This window comes from Maribacter thermophilus, from assembly GCF_001020565.1.
Taxonomy (GTDB): domain Bacteria; phylum Bacteroidota; class Bacteroidia; order Flavobacteriales; family Flavobacteriaceae; genus Maribacter; species Maribacter thermophilus.
The window spans coordinates 2,107,495-2,124,981 of the sequence record NZ_LDAS01000001.1 but is presented as its reverse complement, the minus strand read 5'-3'; the positions used below and the strand labels follow the sequence as shown (position 1 = coordinate 2,124,981).

Here is a 17,487-nt window from a genome sequence, read left to right as displayed (position 1 = left end):
GGCTTTTGTGCAAAATTATTTTTAAATAAAGATATCAAGGGCCAGGTTCATTTATATTCACGTTTACTTGACCTTTAGTTAAAACAAATCTTGGAAATAAATAGGACATTTGCCGCTCACAAGTTTTTCTTTAGGTAAAAAATACCGGCCTGTAGATGTATGGGCTATCTTTATTAAAATAGGTTTATGAAATTGAGAGGAGTAATGTTCATATGCATGTTCATGGTAATGCATTTTGTATTGCCACAAGATAGTAAAGTGCATTCGCATAATGATTACAAACAGAATATTCCTTTTTGGAAAGCCTTTGGCGCCGAAGCGCAGTCAATTGAGGTGGATGTTTTTTATACGGACGGTAAATTGATGGTAGCTCATGAGCCAAGTGAAATTCATGAAAAGAAAACCTTAGAGAGACTGTATTTAAACCCCTTGCAAGAAGCTTTGGAGCTGGGGTTGCTCAAGGGCAGGTCCTTACAGCTCATGATAGATGTAAAGACCGACGCCCATATCACTTTAGATGCTATTGTTACCAGTCTAAAAAAGTATCCGTCCATTATTGGCGACCCTACTATTAAAATTATTATATCCGGAAACCGTCCGGTATTAAAGGAATATGTCGATTATCCAGATTTTATTTATTTCGACTATCAAAGTTTACAGCCTGTAAGCAATGCCAAAGTACTTGAAAAAATAGCTATGGTCAGCGTAAGTTTTAAGCACTATTCTAATTGGAACGGTAAAGGCAGGTTAACGGCCGAAGATTATAAAAAGGTTGCGAAGGCCATTGAAATGGGGCATCAATTAAAAAAGCCTTTTCGCTTTTGGGCGACACCCGATTCTAAAACTGCCTGGAAGGCCTTTGTGGACATGGGTGTGGATTTTATTAATACAGATATGCCCAATGAGTGTGTAACCTATGTTTCTTCATTGAATGAAAGGGTGGTGCGAAATACTGTTTTCTCAGAAGTGTATCATCCAACTTTTGAGACAGATCAGGTGCTAAGAGCCCCAAAGAACATTATTTTAATGATCGGTGACGGCAATGGGTTAACACAAATATCATCTGCTGTTTTGGCAAATAATGGGGCCTTGTCTTTAACACAATTAAAAAGCATAGGGTTTATTAAAACGCAATCTGCTGACGATTTTACAACAGATTCTGCAGGTGCGGGTACCGCCATAGCAACAGGGCAAAAAACGAACAATAGGGCCATTGGTACCGATGTAAATGGAGGGCCTGTTCGTAACCTAACAGAAATATTATCGGAAAAAGGCTTTCTTGCAGGGGTTATTACCACAGACGAAATTACGGGGGCAACCCCTTCTTCTTTTTATGCCCACCAAACCGATAGGGGTATGGTGGCCGAGATAGCGTCAGATCTACAGGCCTCCCGATTAAAACTGTTTATCTCTCAGCCATCTTCTGCAGTGCGGAATATTGAAGATGCCGGTTTTGCAATGAGTACAAATATTGGTGCCATTGGTTCCAGTAAAGATAAAAAGGTAGGGGCATGGTTTAATTTTGTAGAGGGGGAGTTGCAAGAGTCTTATGTGAAGAAATTGGCCGAAGCAACTAAAAATGGACTTTCATATTTAAATAAGGACAATTCGTTTTTCTTAATGGTTGAAGGGGCGAAAATTGATAGCTACGGCCATGCAAATAATATCAAAGGGGTCGTTACCGAGAGTATCTCTTTTGATAGAGCGGTCTCAGAGGCTATAAAGTTTGCCGATAAAGATAAAAATACCTTGGTGGTGATTACGGCGGACCATGAAACGGGTGGGTTGACCATACCACAAGGTAATGTAGGGAAACATGAAATTGAGGCAGATTTTACCACTCATGACCATACAGGTACTATGGTTCCTGTTTTTGCCTACGGACCCATGTCTCAAGAGTTTCAAGGAGTGTATGAAAACAATGTGATCTTCGAAAAGCTATTGAAGGTTCTGCAAATTACTTCAGAAAAGTAGTGGTTAGATTGCTAGCTTGTTGGGCCGAGAAGAAATCATTTTACCTAATGTTTACAATGTTATAATATCACTTCAATTTAATTATTGGAGATTTGGGCAGAATGAAAATCGAGAAAATGGACAATAGTGAAATTGAAAATTTGGTTTTACGTGTACGGCAATCGGATCAAAAAGCATTCAATACCTTGTTTAAAGTTTTGTGGGAGCCTATGTACTCCTACGCCTGTTCTATACTCATGAATGATAGTCTTGCCCAAGACATAGTACAAGATATTTGGGTAGATTTTTGGCAAAGAAGACAAGATTTGGAAATCAAGTTTCTAAAATCATATTTGTACAGGTCTATTCGCTATAAATGTTATAATCATTTACGGGATCAAAAATTCAATAAGATACAGTTAGAGGTTGCCAATTCGGTTTCCGTTGCGTCAGAAGTAGATCAGAATGATGATGTAATAGAGTTATCTACTAGAATAAATAGCGTTATTTCCGCCCTTCCAAAAAGATGTCAGGTGATTTTTAGACTTAGTCGTATTAATAATATCGACAATAAAGAGATTGCCAATAAATTAGATATTTCCCAACGTTCTGTAGAGAACCAAATTTCTTTTGCCCTACGTCAATTACGTAAAGAACTTGCAGTGGCAAAAACCTTATTTTCATTTCTTTAGTTTCTTTTTTATTACCTAAAAGTTAAGTGGTTCGTTGTTTTGTTAAGTAACGATTAAGACTGCTTTTTAGAGTGTGCGTGGCCCGCCTGTTTCGGTACTTATCATTGTAACGATAGTATAATGACCGAAAAAGAAGTAAAAACACTTATGGACAAGTACCTTAATGGTACTATTACCGCTACTGAGGAAAAGCTTTTGGAAAAGTTCGACGCTTCTTTGATTATTAAAAATAAGGAGCGTGTTTCTAAAAAAGAGGGCCGTACGGAACAATTGGGGCAAAAGCTGTTGAGAAGAATACATGGGCGACAGTATAAAAAGTCTGGCAGGTTATGGGTTAAGGTGGCCGCATCTATTGCCATAATCATTAACCTTGGGGTTTTGGCATACCTTGGGCTGCATACTACAAAAAAAACGCCCCAAACTGTTTCGCAGATAGTGGAGACTACAGATTGGGGTAAACGAAAAGAATTTGTTTTGTCTGACGGGACCAAAATAAAATTGAATACTGGCAGCACTCTATCCTTTCCAGAAAAATTTATTGGTAATACCAGAGAGGTAACGCTGATAGGCGAAGCCTTTTTTAATGTGGCAAAAGATGCAGCTAAACCTTTTATTATTAAGTCAGGTGGTTTAAGCACTAAGGTTTTAGGTACATCTTTCAACGTAAATGCCTACCCGGGCAATAACGAAATTTCGGTTACGGTGGCCACCGGTAAGGTGCAAATTGACGCTAGCGACAATGTGGTGTATTTGCACCCCAACCAACAAGGTGTTTTTCATAAGAACCTAGGCAGTATTTCTAAAAAGGAGGTAGACACTTCAAAATTCATCAATTGGCAAAAGGGGATATTGAAGTTTAGCGATATTACTGTTAAAGAAGCCCTTGGTATTATGGAGAAGTGGTACGGGGTTACTTTTGTGGTCCATGATGACCAATCGCTAGATTGCCATATAACCGCATCGTTTGATAATGAAACCTTGTCCAATGTTCTGGCAAGTATCACCTATGTTAAAAAAGGACTGTCATTTAAGCCTTTAAAGAACAATAATATCCTTATTCAGGGTACGTGTATCGATAAAAATTAATAAACCAAAAAACAAACTATGATATAAGCTAAAAAAGAAGACAGCCTGTAAGACTTTGGCGAGCTATAACAGACTGTCGATTATTCAACGATTAAAAAAAATAACCATTAAACATTATGTGAAATTATGAATTTGCTAACTATTAAACAATTTATCAAGTTGACATTCAATACGTTTTGTCTCCTTATGATCATGGCGATGCTGAATCCCATACTTGCAGCTGACCTTAGGGGCCAAAAATTAGAAAATTATAAAGTGGATATTGCCGTGAAAGGTGCTACGGTCTTGGATATTTTGGGCAATATCGAGGATCAGACAAATTTTAACTTTGTCTATGACCGTAAAGTAGGTAAGTTAAGAAATACCTATAATATGGCTTATGAAAACGTATCTCTACGATCGGTTTTAGAGCTAATGGCCAAAGATGCCAATCTAACCTTTAGAAGAATAAACAAAACTATTTCGATTACCGTAAAGCCTAAGGTGTATAAGAGGGTGGTAGAAGTAGAGTTTGTTACTGTAACCGGTACGGTTACGGATCAGGAAGGTGTGCCTTTGGTTGGTGCAACAGTAATGGAAAAGGGAACCTTGAACGGTGTTACCACAGATTTTGATGGTAATTTTACTATCGATGTAAAGAGCGATGCTATTTTAGAAGTATCGTATTTGGGCTTTACTACGCAAGAAATTGCCGTACAGGGTCAGACGACATTGACCGTTCGGTTGGTAGAGGACGCCACCCAGTTAGATGATGTCGTGGTTGTTGGGTACGGTACCCAAAAACGTTCTGATGTCACCGGATCTATTGCTTCGGTAAAAAGTGAAGACTTTAATAAAGGGGTAGTTGCCAATCCGGGGCAGTTACTGCAAGGTAAGGTTGCAGGTGTTAATATTACTTCGGTAAGCGGAGAACCAGGTGCTTCGCAGAATATCGTGATACGAGGTATCGGTAGTTTTAGATCGGGAACTTCACCTTTGTTCGTTATTGATGGCTTTGTTATCGACAATACCTCTACAGGTGTGGCATCCAATCCTTTGAATTTTATCAATCCGCAAGATATCGAGTCTATGGATGTGTTGAAAGACGCATCTGCGGCAGCTATTTATGGGGCACGTGCGGCAAACGGGGTTATTGTGATCACTACCAAAAAGGGAAAAACCGGAAAAACGGAGATGAATGTTTCCGTTTCGACCGCCTTTGCAACATTGGCAAATAAGATAGATGTGTTTTCTGCAGATGAGTTCAGGCAACAGGTGCCGGCCGTTGGGGGTACCTTATTGGACGGTGGTGCAAATACCGATTGGCAAGATGAGCTGACCCAAACGGGGATATCTAAAAACGTAAACTTTTCAATGAGCGGTGGTGCTTCTGATAAATTCAACTATTATGCCTCTATAGGTGTTGATGATCAAGAGGGTACGTTCGCAAATAGTTCTTTAAAAAGATATTCCGGTCGTTTAAACTTAAATCAAAAAGCATTGAATGGTAAGTTGAACGTAGATTTTAATCTTTCTGCTACCAGAACTCTGAACAATAGACCCGATGTCGGTGCTACGGTAACGGATATGTTGGAGCTGAACCCTACGATACCAATATACACCAATGGAGAACCCACGTTATTGGATGATAATAGATTAAATCCGTTGGTGCGTAATGAGATCTATTTAGATGAATCTAACAGCAACCGTATTCTAGCGAATATTTCCCCGTCCGTAGAGATAGTAAAGGGACTTACCTATAAATTGAATTTGGGGGTAGATTACTCTTCTACAACTAGAGATCAGCAACGTGCACCATATGCCTTGTTAGAAGATTTGAATCAAGGGTATTTGAATACCTGGATCACTACCAATCAAAATACACAGGTAGACAATACCCTGACCTATACTTTCGAAAAAGGGGATCATGGCGCAACCATTTTGGTAGGGCATTCATATCAAGAGGTTTTTGTTCAGCAAAAGAAATTTGAACTGGAGAGCTTTGCCGATAATGATATAGAACCAAGGTATCAAGACCAGATCAGTAGTCAAGAATACCCCACAAGTTTAATTTCCATTGCCGAAAAGAATGAACTACAATCTTTCTTTGGTAGGGTAAACTACGACTATCAAGACAAATATTTATTAACGGCCACGATGCGTGCCGATGGTTCTTCCAAATTTGGGGAAAACAATAAGTATGGTTATTTCCCCTCTGTTGCCTTGGGGTGGAATATTAGTAAAGAGGATTTCTTGTCGGAAAGTGTGATTGTCAACAACTTAAAGTTACGTGCAAGTTGGGGACAGACCGGTAGCCAAGAAGGTATAGATAACAAAGTGTCATTGGCAAGTTATGTAGATAGTAAAAGTGATAATGATACCTATCCTTTAGACGATAGTGCCACCACCTTGGATGGTTATCCTTTTGGAACGGTGCCTGTACGTACGGCAAACCCCAACCTAAAATGGGAGGTCGCAACGCAAACAAACGTAGGTTTGGATTTTGGGCTCTTTAACAATAAGGTTACAGGTACGTTGGATTACTTTAATAAAGTAACTACAGATGTTGTCTTGTATGCCAATAGGGTAGACCCTATTCAGCCAACCGAAAAAATTTGGACCAATTTGGACGATTTGGAGATTCATAACTCCGGTATAGAATTCGCCTTGGATTACAGAACAATGATCGGTACTGACTTCTCTTTTAATATTGGAGGAAATATGGCATTCATTAAGAATGAAGTGACCAATTCGCCTTTTGCGATCATAACAACGGGGGCTGCACAAGGTGGCGGACAAACCGGTGCCACTATCAATGGTTATTTAAACAATGAGGCTATAGGTACTTTTTATATGAAAGAGTTTTTGGGTATTGGCGAAGACGGGCTAAACCAGTACAGAGATGTAAACGGAGATGGCGAAATACTGGATGACGACCGTATTGCGGCAGGTAGTGCATTGCCCGATTTTACCTATGCGTTCTATTTAAATTTCGACTATAAGAATTTTGATCTAGGGTTAAACTTCAATGGGGTTTCGGGTAATAAAATATACAACCACACCGCCATGTCTTCTTTTTCTAAAGGGCAATTGAGCAGAAATTTGAATACCACTGATTTCGCCATACAATTTCCGAACGAGGATGTAAATAACTCTAATGAAGTATCAACGCGTTACCTTGAAGATGGTGCTTATTTAAAATTGAACAATGCTACTTTGGGCTATAACCTTCCGGCGGAAAAAATAGGTCTGGGTAATTATGTGAACGATATTCGCTTCACCTTAACAGGTCAGAATTTATTCATAATTACAGATTATACGGGCTATAGTCCCGAAGTAAATACCGGAAGTGAAATAGATGGTATACAAACATTTGGTATAGATAGGTATACCTATCCTTCATCTAGAACAATCTTATTTGGTTTAAACGTATCCTTTTAAAAAAACAGCTTTCAAAATGAAAAATAAAATAATTATAACAACCTTGTTCCTTGTTTCCTTTTTAAACTGGAACTGTACGGATCTAGAAGAAGAACTGTTGGACGAATCGTTGACCGGCGCCCAGGCAGAAGTGATCAGTGGGGCCATAGCGCCCGCTTATGGGTATGTCTCATGGACATGGAGACATACCAACTATTACGGCTTGCAATTAATACCTTCAGATGAGGCTATTTTGCCTTATCGTGGTGGTACCGATTGGTTCGATGGAGGTAAGTTCTTGGCGGCCCATAGCCACAATTTTACACCTACCAATGATTTGGTAGCCAGTGGTTGGAACGAGCTTACGACCAATATATCGAGAACCTTGGCTGCCATAGAAGTATTGGCTCCCCTAGCTGAAGAAGGCGATGCGGAGGCGGCCGGTGCTTTGTACGAGATGAAAGCATTAAGAGCTTATTTGAACATGTTGTTGTTAGATAGTTGGGGCATTGTACTTAAAAAGGAATCTTCCGAAGAACTTTCAGAGGTCTTAAGAACCCAAGATGCCATAGATTACATAGAAAGCGAATTGTTGTCCGTGGTCGATGTCATTAATACCGATAAAGGTCCCGGTAGGTTAACTCAGGCAGCTGTTTGGGGGTTCTTGGCAAGGCTAAACTTAAATGCCGCCGTTTATCGCGACCCATACGCTACCCCTAATTTTACACAGGCTGATATGGATAAGGTGATTTCTTATACCAACAATATCATTAATTCTGGAAACTTTTCTTTGTCTCCCGAATATTTCGAATTGTTCAATGATGAAAACCATTCCAATCCTGAGCTGATTTTTGCCTTGGACCAGCGTGGAGTATTGAACAATGAACATATGAGATGGGCATATTGGTCCATAGCGGGTTCTATGTTTCCAAGACCCGAATGGCCAAGTGCCGATGGTACCGACGGGCCTTCCATTACTTCCGATTTTTATCAGACTTGGGTAGATGCTTACGGTGATGTGGATCCAGCAGAGGCCGATGCTCGCTTCTATCAAAAAAATACGATAATACCTGCGGTTCAGTTGGCCGATTTTGAAGGTCGGGAACCATTGGTGGAAACAGAAACGGAAGATAGTTATTACTGTATAGAAGATGTAGCCTTTGAAATGGATCGGGGTATTTTACGAGGTGTTCAATGGGGTGCAAGAAAAGGGGACGATGGTCAGTTTCTTACGTGTGATGACGGTACGGTTAGAATTTATCCTGTTATTCAAAGAAAAGGAAATGGTCCGGCAAGAGATGTAGGGTACGTTGATCATACCTTACAGGTCGATTTTACAAATGAAGGCTCATTGCACAATACCGGCTATCGTGTCTCTAAGTATCAATTTAGTCGCACTTCGCCAAATGGTAATAGTTATAGTAGTGTTGATATTGTATTGATGCGCTTGGCAGAAATTTATCTAATGAGGGCAGAAGCCAAATTAAGAAATGGTGATACGGCCGGTGCTTTGGCAGATGTCAATACTGTAAGAACATCTAGAACGGCCCGTCCGGAACAAACGCCCGCTCCACTATCTTCCATAGATGCCGATATTTTATTTCGTGAGCGTGGTTTTGAGTTGTATTGGGAAGGTTTTAGAAGAACGGATCAAATTCGTTTTGGAAAATACGAAGATACCTGGACCGAAAAAACAGATACAGATGTAAACCATAGGTTGTTTCCTATACCTCAAAGTGCCGTTGACGGTGCTTCGGGCATAGATGGCTTTTTGGAACAGAACCCAGGTTATTAATATAAATCCAAAAAAGATGAATACGGCAAGAATATACTTCTTGCCGTATTTATTTTTAACTAACAAATGTTTCTATATGATAGGTTTAAGCTTATGATACGAATGTTGATTATTTTGTTTTTGTCGAGTCTTTTTGGCGGGTGTAGTTCAGCATATATTCAAAAGGAGGTAAAAATAGCTTTTATGGCAGACGTACATTTTGCCGATGTATATCCAGATACGGTAGATTTTGGTTCTGAGGTTTTTACGGATACCCGTGATGGAAAAAATGTACTTATACGCACTATGGAATCGCAATTACATTCTACACGTTTGTTCAATGAGAATTATTTTGCTTTTAGGGCAGCGTTGGACGATGCCATAAAAAGAGGAGTAAAGATCATTGCAATGCCCGGCGATATTAGTGACGATGGGCAACCAATGCATATCAAGGGGTTGCGAAAAATAATGGATGATTATGTGAGGCAATATGATATTTCGTTTTTTGTGATCAACGGCAACCATGATCCAACAAGCCCTTATGGTAAAGAGGGTGGAAAAACCGATTTTTTGGGAAGAAATGGAAGGGCACAACCTATAGTAAGTAAAGAGGGGGTGCATGTTTCAAGGTCCGATTTTGAAAATGAGGTCGTGGTTTCAAAAGAAATCACGGAATGGGGATATGACAAAATCATAGAAGAGCTGCACCAATATGGGTTCTTTCCCAATAAAGATCATATCTATTGGCAAACACCTTTTTCGACCTACACATATGAAGAATATAGCCTTGAAAAGGCTGAGGTAGCTTCAAAGAAAGAAAAACGAGTCTATTTTCATGGAGATACCGATATTAAAATTCCCGATGTCAGTTATCTTGTAGAGCCTGTAAAAGGGGTCTGGTTGTTGGCATTGGATGCCAATGTTTATATTCCAAGATCTGATCATGTTTTCAACAATGCCGGAATTGGCTATAATGAAGTACTGGAACATAAAAAACACCTGGTAACCTGGACAAAAAATATAGTTGGGGAGGCCAAGCGGTTAGGTAAGACTTTAATAGCTTTTAGCCATTATCCAATGGTAGATTTTAATGATGGGGCTTCAGAAGAAATGAAACATCTTTTTGGTGATAAAGGTTTTCAGGCGCATCGAATTCCCAATAAGTTGGTAGGGGAGACCTTTGCCGATTTGGGATTAAGGGTGCATGTTGGCGGGCATATGCATTTGAATGATACCGGCATAGTTACGACCATTGCGGGTAATACACTTGTTAATATTCAGACACCGTCGCTAGCGGCCTATGTGCCGGGGTATAAAATAATTACAATAAATAATGAAGATGAGCTTAAGGTAAAAACGATCGCATTGAAATCTGTTCCTGAATTTAAGACGTTTTTTCGGTTATACGGTAAAGAGCACAAGTTTTTAAGGGCCGATTTTCCAGACCGGGCGTGGGATAAATCTATTTTAGATTCCAGATCATATATCGATTTTACAAACAATCATTTAAAAGAACTGGTTCGATGGAGGTTTCTACCTAAAGATTGGCCTGTTGGGTTAAAAGATTCGTTGGTGGGTAAAACGGGATGGCAATTGTTGCAGTTTGCCAATACTTCAAGTAATAGCGACAATGGGAGAGAATGGCCATTGTTTACGGAAAAAGAACTTTTGAAACGGATGCACGGGACCGGACTCACAAAAACCGATTTTGACAATTGGAAAGGAGAAGACATGATTTTAGACTTTTATCGGTTTAGAAGTGCGGATCAGTTGGCCCTGGAAGATATCGATGACTTTAAAATCAAAGCCTATGAATTTATATCTTCTCTATTGGATAAGAACAATAAAAATAAGAACCTACGATCGTTAAGGCGATTTATGTCAATTTTTCAAAAACAGATGCATGGGGAAGAATCTATGGATTTTACGGTGATATTGGAATAGATAGGTCTGTTCTTAATAGATAATGCTATCCGTTTTAAGGGGTGGTAAATTGTAATTTCCATATTCTATAATTGTTCTGCCTTCGTTTAGGAGTTCTGTTCCTGTTTTTTCCAAGCTGGGGTTAAACAGATAAACACTTTCCAATGATGTAAATCCTTTTAACTTGTCCAGGTTTTCTTTTTTAAAATTGGTGTTGGACAGGTTGATGGATCTAAGGTGCTCTAGACTCTTTAAAAGATCTATATGTTCTCCAGTGATGTCGGTGTTGTCGATTTTTAAGATGGTGAGGTTCGGTAGGGTTGCGAGATCTTTGATAATGGCATCCGTTACTTGTGTGCCACCAAGGTCCAATATTGCTATCTGGGGAGCAATAGATTTTAATGTTTGAAAATTGGTATCTGTAAAGCCCGGGAAGTTAAGAGCAGATACCTTTAGGTAGTTGGTGCTTTCGCTGATAGGGTCTAAATGAAGCCCAATATTCTTTACTTTTTTTATACTGTCTTGCACGGCTGCCGTAATTGCAGTACCCGGGTAATCGGTTTTTGTTGTTTTAGGAAAAAATGATTGAAAAAGTGATTTTTCTAAACCTAGTTCTCCAATCGTTTGGTCAAAGGAAAGACCGTTTTCTATCCAAACACCTATCAGTTTAATGGCTTCTTTAGATGGTTGTGTCTTTCCGTCCGGAGGCATATGTTTATCATCTTCTTTAGGAAGTTCCATTCTAGTGAAGAGGTCGCTTTTATCGGGGTGGTTGGCCATTATAACAGGTGCGTTTTCCCCACTTTTAAGAATACCTTCTTTGGTGTTTAACAATAGTTCGCCTTTTGCCTTTTTCGGGTTATGGCAACTTACACAGTGATTGTTGAGTATAGGTTGAACAACATCGGTGTATAAAACGGCCGTTTCCCAATTTTCATCCGTAAGCACAATTTCTTTTTCTTCGAACACTTCATAACCGAGTGCTGATTTTATGGAGTTTGGTAAGGGTTCCACCAAATAATCTTCGCCATGGGTGATATTGCCTCCTTGATGTCCGGTAAATGAAATAAGGGCAAAGAATAACATGGATAAAACTACCAACGGAGTTTTTGAAATTAGCGTTGTTTTAAGGGCATCTTTCAATTTGGCCCACATTAAAAAGCAAAACAATGCGGTGACTATGCCGGACCATAAATGTAGTTTAACGGAATCAAAAGAATAACCTTCCCCTAAATACTGTAAATAACCGGTAATACAGGCTAAAATGGCAAAATATCCGGCCCATAGGTAAATCAGCGATATTACCTTGTTGTGTTCCTTTAGCTTTCTATCGTACACCTGTAAAATCAGGCCGATGATTATAAAACCAATGGGCAAATGAACAATAAGTGGGTGTAGTCTTCCTAAAAGTTCTTTTAAAACATGCATGCGGTCAACGGTTTACTCAATATTCATTCTATCCTTAATGACTTTCATCATATAGAGGTTTGCTTTCCACTGATCTGCGACGGGTACCCTAGTATAGGGCAGGGTAGGCATATAATCGGCAGGCCCAAATTCTGTGGTCAGGGTAAAAATGTTATCGGTTTTCCAATGGTTCGTAATAACTTTTTCCCAAATATCCAAGTGCCTGTTTACCGCTTTTTCCCATTCTGGGGCTTCTGGGTCGTTTACTTGCGGACCCTCGGCATAACCAACACGGGCATGAAGGTGATGTGTTCGATTTAGTATTTCTTCAAGTTCTTTATCTTGATTTTCCAGTAATGATTCGTGTACGACCATCCAATGGCTAATGTCCAGATTTAGATTAAGGTCTGGTATTTTGTTGATATAGGTTTTTGTGTCTGGAAGGTTAAAGCTAAAACGACCCCTGTGCGTTTCATGGTAAATGGGTATGTTGCTTTCTTTTGATATTTGGTTGGCTATATCTATAAAGGCCTTGTTTTGTTCAAATGTAAAAAAATCGCTTCCCGTATGGCAGTTGATGTAAACGGGGGACCATGCGGTCAACATCTTTAAATGCTCGCCATAGGCTGTTAAACTTTCCTGAAAGGGCATTGATTTATTGGTACCGTTCAAGAAACCTACTTTTAGGTCGTGTTTTTTAAGAGCGGCTTTTAGGTTTTTTTGGTCCTCCGCATCTTTTGGAAACCATATTTCAATTCCATCATATCCGGCGGCCTTGGTTTTTTCGCAAAAAGTATCCCAAGAAGAGGTACGCCCCCAATCTGTCTGAAAAAATAGGATTTTGTTTTCTTCTTGTCCTTTTCCCGATAAGACAGTTAGAAATATCATAAAAGAAAATAAAGGTCGAAGTATGTTCATGCGTAATGGGTTTGTTTTTTATGGATTAAGCTAAGATTTCATGTATTACTTCGCCCTCTACATCCGTTAAACGGAAGGGTCTGCCTTGAAAATCGAACGTAAACTGTTCATGGTCAAAACCTAACAAATGTAAAATGGTGGCGTGGACGTCATGAACGGATACCCTGCCATCTACACCAGAAAACCCAATAGCATCGGTCTGTCCGTGAGAGGCTCCTTTTTTAATGCCGCCACCGGCCATCCACATGGTAAAGGCGTCTCCATGATGGTCGCGACCTTTAAAGCCCATTGTTTTACCTTCCCTGTTTTCCTGCATGGGGGTTCTGCCGAATTCACCTCCCCATACAACTAAGGTATCCTCTAGTAGGCCCCTTTGTTTTAAGTCCAATAATAGGGCGCTCATAGGTCGGTCGATCTCCCTGCACTTATTCTTAAGTCCTAGATCCACGGCTGTGCTCGCATCGGTGCCGTGTGCGTCCCATCCCCAATCGAACAATTGTACAAATCGAACACCATCCTCCACCAGTTTTCTGGCTAAAAGACAATTGTTGGCAAATGATTCCTTACCGGGTTCTACTCCGTACATTTCCTTGATATAATCTGGTTCGTTATTGATGTTCATTACCTCTGGAACAGCTATTTGCATTCTATAGGCCATTTCGTATTGGTTGATACGGGCCAATATTTCCGGATCGGCATATTTTGAATACTCTTTTTTGTTGATTTCGTTAATTGCCTTGATCGTATTCTTTTTAAGGTCGCGCGAGATGCCATCGGGGTCTTCTATATATAATACGGGATCTCCTTTTGATCTACATTGAACCCCTTGGTATACAGAGGGCAAGAAACCACTTCCCCAAACACTTTTACCTGCACTAGGGGCCTTTCCGCCAGAAGTAAGCACCACAAAACCGGGTAAATTTTGGTTTTCGGAACCTAGACCGTAAGTTACCCAAGAGCCTATACTGGGGCGTCCTAATCTAGGACTTCCCGTATGCATGAACAATTGAGCTGGGCCATGATTGAACTGGTCGGTATGTACTGCTTTTAGGAAAGCTACTTCGTCTACCACTTTTTTAAAATGTGGTAAGTTGTCGGATACCCAATTTCCGGATTCTCCTTCTTGTTTAAATGTTGCTTGGGGCCCTAGAAGTTTAGGCGTACCCCTAATAAATGCAAATTTTTTGCCTTCCAATAGCGATTGTGGGCATTCTTGATTATTGAGCTTTGCCAATTCGGGCTTATAATCGAACATTTCTAGTTGCGAAGGGGCCCCTGCCATGTGAAGGTAAATTACATTTTTTGCCCTGGGTGCAAAAGGAGGGGACAAGGTAGCTAATGGGTTGAGGTCTCTTTCGGTAAAACCAGTATGTAGATTGCTGTTGGTTTTTGAAGGGGTTAAAGGGTCGCATCCCATAAAGATGGATCCCAAGGCTATACCTCCCATACCGGTAGCGCATTGTTTTATGAAATGCCTACGGGTTTGGGTCTCTATCTCTCTTTTTAGTTTTTCTGCTATGAGCTTTTCTATGTTGTTTTTCATAGTAGTTGTTGGTTTATTTAAGTATTAGGCCTTGGTCAAAAATTCATCTAGATTCATAATGGCATTGGCTACAATGGTCAATGCCGCTAATTTTTTAGTTGGTTTTTCCTGTAATCCTGCAAAATTTTCTTGAAACTCGTTTTGAGTTTCGAATTCTTCCAATGCCTGATTATACAGGTTTTTCAATACTTCTAGTTTTTCGCTATTGATTTCTGAGAATGTTGCTTTTTTGTAACCTATGGAGATTCCTTTTTCAACACTCTCCGTATCCATCGATTTTGCAAGTGCATAGGCCGCCTCTATATAAACAGGGTCGTTTAAGGTGACCAATGCCTGCAAGGGTGTATTGGTGACCGTACGGCGAATAGTGCATACCTCTCTACTGCCAGCGTCAAATGTAATGAAAGAAGGGTAGGGGCTAGTGCGTTTTAAGTACGTGTATATGGCTCGCCTGTATTTGTCCTCTCCTTTGCTTTCTATCCACGACTCATTACTGTAGACAGATTGCCAAACCCCGTCGGGTTGGGGAGGCATAACCCCAGGACCGTACATTTTTTTGCTCAATAATCCGGAAATTGCCAATGCTTGGTCACGAATCTGTTCTGCACTTAAACGCAATCTAGGGCCACGGGCATATAGCTCGTTATTGGGGTCTTTTTGGTACAGTTCTGGCGTAGCTACGGAACTTTGTCTATAGGTGCCGGACATAACAATGTCTTTTATAAGTGCTTTCATACCCCAGGCATGCTCGTTCATGAACCGTAAAGAAAGCCAGTCCAATAATCTAGGGTGACTTGGAGGGTCTGATTGTGTTCCCATGTCTTCCAAAGACGAAACAATACCTCTTCCGAATATTTGATGCCACACCCGGTTTACCAATGTACGGGCAGTTAATGGGTTTTCTTTGCTCACCAGCCATTTAGAAAGTCCAAGACGATTGGCAGGCCATTCTTCGTTGTAGTCGTTAAGAATTTTTGGTGTACCTGGTTGCACCGTGTCGCCTTTTGCCAACCAATTACCTCGTTCAAAAATTTGAGTGGTCCTGGACATGAAATCGGGGTTTTCTACCATGATCGGAAGCTGTGGGGAATCGGTATTCAGTAGTTCCAAGAAAGACTTGTTTATCTGCGAGTAGCCAGCTTCACTAACTCCAGGAATATCCTTTATAAAGGCAAACCAAGTGATAAAGCTTGTTGAAACCTGTTTTCCGATTCGGTCGTTGTTCGATTCAAAATAAAGGTTGGTTGGTTTATTGGTTTTTTTAAAAGGGATTTTTCTTATAATATTTCCCTTTGTCTTGTCGATTTTGAAGTGGGCCAAAATTTCGCCATGACTATTATTTTCTCTAATGGTCATAGTGGTGCCGTCCACATAAGCTTGGTAGTTCATATACATAGCCGAAGCGCCCTGTGTGTTTACGTTTTTTAAAACACATGAACCATCGTCCCACAGCGCTAAATATTTGGTGTCCGCAAGTTCTCCGTTTACAAAGTCGGTCGCATCGTGGGCCAAATATTTTGGTTCCATAAAGGATAAAAATTCTTCATAAAGTTCAGCCTCTTTCTTTGTGCCGTATTTTTCTACCCAAGAAATAATCTTGTTTTTCTTGTCGTTTTGTTCATCGGTATAAAAACGTATGTTGGGGCTTTCATCCGGAGTATCCTCATCGGCCGTGTTATTAAAATAGGCGTAGCTTTTGTAATATTCTTCAAACTTAAAGGGGTCGTATGGGTGGCTGTGGCATTGAACACATTCCATAGTAGTACTTTGCCATACAGAAAAAGTGGTGTTTACCCTGTCCATCACCGAAGCTACCCTAAACTCTTCATCATCGGTTCCTCCCTCGTCATTGTTCATAGTGTTTCTATGAAAGGCTGTGGCAATCAGTTGGTCTACCGAAGGGTTGGGTAATAGGTCTCCGGCTAACTGTTCGGTCGTGAACTGATCATAGGGCATGTCTTCGTTAAAAGATTTTATGACCCAATCCCTATATCGCCACATGCTTCTACCATTGTCTTTTTCGTAACCCTTAGTGTCCGCGTAACGGGCCAGATCCAACCACCAGCTTGCCCATTTCTCACCAAATGTATCTTGCGCCAAAAGGTTATCGACCGCCTCTTCGTAGGTGATTTCTCCTTTTGTAAATGCTTCGTATAGGTTATTGGTAGGCGGTAGTCCGGTAATATCAAAAGATAATCTTCGGATCAATGTACTTTTATCTGCAGGGTGGTTTGGGGGAAGGTCGTTGTCTTCTAAACGGTTGATTATGAATTTATCGATATCGTTCTGTAAAAAATCGTTCTTCTCATTTATTATTAGACTGGCTTCTTCGGTTATTGCGGGTACCTTAACTTCTTTGGGAAGTGAATAGGCCCAATGCTGCCCCCATTTTGCTCCTTGGTCTATCCACTTGGTAAGTAAATCTATTTCTTCTTTGGAAAGTTTCGGTTTTTCGTAGGGCATTCTTAACTCCGGGTCTTCTTCATGGAGTCTTTTAATAAATTCACTTTCACTTGCATTGCCCGGTATTATTGCGGGTTTGCCCGATTTGGTTGCCGCAAAAGCCTCTTCTTTAAAAAGTAAACTGAAACCACCGCTTTTTTTTACCCCTCCATGACAGCTAATACATTTATTGTTTAAGATGGGTTTTATCTGGGTGCTAAAATCTATTTGTTCCGATGAGCTATTACAGGAATAAATTAAACTGATAGCTATCAGGGATATCCAGATTTTAGCATATGATAAGAGTTTCTGTCTATTCATTTTTATCAGAACTTTTTCAGTTGCCAATA

Annotated in this window: 10 protein-coding genes; 6 read left to right on the top strand and 4 right to left on the bottom strand. The window is 40.2% G+C overall.

All coding sequences use genetic code 11. The annotated features are described in order from the left end of the window. Positions 1-186: 186 nt before the first annotated feature. The 6 genes from AB657_RS09165 to AB657_RS09140 all read left to right on the top strand — a co-directional run bounded on the left by AB657_RS09165 (position 187) and on the right by AB657_RS09140 (position 10,848). Positions 187-1,974, top strand: coding sequence for an alkaline phosphatase (locus AB657_RS09165; protein ID WP_232304868.1), 1,788 nt, complete (start codon positions 187-189; stop codon positions 1,972-1,974). 101 nt (positions 1,975-2,075) lie between these two features. Further along, entirely contained in the window at positions 2,076-2,645 is a 570-nt protein-coding gene (locus AB657_RS09160) for an RNA polymerase sigma-70 factor (RefSeq protein WP_047246216.1), read from the top strand. Positions 2,646-2,765: 120 nt separating this feature from the next. Further along, the gene (locus AB657_RS09155) at positions 2,766-3,731 is read left to right on the top strand and encodes a FecR family protein (protein ID WP_047246215.1); all 966 of its coding nucleotides are present in this window, start codon (positions 2,766-2,768) and stop codon (positions 3,729-3,731) included. Positions 3,732-3,929: 198 nt separating this feature from the next. Continuing rightward, complete coding sequence (locus AB657_RS09150) at positions 3,930-7,151, top strand: SusC/RagA family TonB-linked outer membrane protein (RefSeq protein ID WP_232304867.1); 3,222 nt, start codon at positions 3,930-3,932, stop codon at positions 7,149-7,151. Between the two features lie 16 nt (positions 7,152-7,167). Further along, on the top strand, positions 7,168-8,925 hold the full coding sequence (locus AB657_RS09145) for a RagB/SusD family nutrient uptake outer membrane protein (protein WP_047246213.1): 1,758 nt from the start codon (positions 7,168-7,170) through the stop codon (positions 8,923-8,925). Positions 8,926-9,108: 183 nt separating this feature from the next. After that, positions 9,109-10,848 (top strand): metallophosphoesterase, encoded by a 1,740-nt coding sequence (locus AB657_RS09140; protein ID WP_198146894.1) that lies wholly within the window; start codon positions 9,109-9,111, stop codon positions 10,846-10,848. Between the two features lie 12 nt (positions 10,849-10,860). Here the strand turns inward: AB657_RS09140 and AB657_RS09135 are convergent, their stop codons facing one another. Genes AB657_RS09135 through AB657_RS09120 form a run of 4 tightly spaced genes read right to left on the bottom strand, consistent with a single transcriptional unit; the run spans position 10,861 to position 17,458 of the window. Continuing rightward, positions 10,861-12,255, bottom strand: a complete 1,395-nt coding sequence (locus AB657_RS09135) for a c-type cytochrome domain-containing protein (RefSeq protein ID WP_047246211.1) — start codon at positions 12,253-12,255, stop codon at positions 10,861-10,863. A gap of 12 nt (positions 12,256-12,267) precedes the next feature. Next, positions 12,268-13,152, bottom strand: a complete 885-nt coding sequence (locus AB657_RS09130; RefSeq protein WP_047246210.1) for a sugar phosphate isomerase/epimerase family protein — start codon at positions 13,150-13,152, stop codon at positions 12,268-12,270. Between the two features lie 25 nt (positions 13,153-13,177). After that, the gene (locus AB657_RS09125; protein ID WP_047246209.1) at positions 13,178-14,695 is read right to left on the bottom strand and encodes a DUF1501 domain-containing protein; all 1,518 of its coding nucleotides are present in this window, start codon (positions 14,693-14,695) and stop codon (positions 13,178-13,180) included. A 24-nt stretch (positions 14,696-14,719) separates the two neighbouring features. Then, complete coding sequence (locus tag AB657_RS09120) at positions 14,720-17,458, bottom strand: PSD1 and planctomycete cytochrome C domain-containing protein (RefSeq protein WP_047246208.1); 2,739 nt, start codon at positions 17,456-17,458, stop codon at positions 14,720-14,722. Positions 17,459-17,487 lie beyond the last annotated feature (29 nt).